This window comes from Nitrososphaera sp. AFS (assembly GCF_009898475.1).
Lineage (GTDB): Archaea > Thermoproteota > Nitrososphaeria > Nitrososphaerales > Nitrososphaeraceae > Nitrosopolaris.
On the sequence record NZ_QURE01000061.1, the window covers coordinates 1 to 609 of the forward strand.

1 protein-coding gene is annotated in these 609 nt (G+C 32.7%); it reads left to right on the plus strand.

The genetic code is table 11. The annotated features are described in order from the left end of the window. The coding region (locus tag DYY65_RS07795) for a response regulator (RefSeq protein ID WP_162477409.1) at positions 1-575 on the plus strand (575 nt) is incomplete at its 5' end. Positions 576-609: the final 34 nt, after the last annotated feature.

The window sequence follows — 609 nt, forward strand, 5'->3', positions numbered from 1 at the left end:
CTTTCAAGCATGCTGATTATCAATTCAAGGAGATAAAAGGATATTCTATTTCTGGTTCTTTTCAATATCCTGTGTATTTGGTAAAAAGCCGAAATAATGATAGAAGCTATAATATTTCTGAAGCATATGTGTCTACTTTGGATGCTAGATATAGTGCAGCAGAAGATCAGAAACAAACTCCTCGTTCATCTCAATCTAATTATAACATAATGTTAATAGATGATGAGCAAGATATTCTTTATAGTTTTACAGAGGGTCTGTCTATAGCAGGTTACAGATCTGAAGCATTTTCAGATTCTCAAGAAGCATTAAAACGTTTTTCTCAAATGGAATCCACTCATTTCGATTTAGTAATTCTCGATTTAAGAATGCCTGAGATTAATGGCATTGAACTTTACAGCAAATTCAAATCAATTAACAGAGCGGTTAAAATATTGTTTGTTTCTGCTCTGGATGTAATGCCAGAACTTGTAAGTATATTCCCAGAAATTGTAAAAGATGATATATTGAGAAAACCAGTTGAGATGAATGATTTTATCAATAAAATAAAAGGAAAATTACCTATTAAGGAGTAACCAAGACAACAAGGGCCGAGGCAGGTTTGAAGGC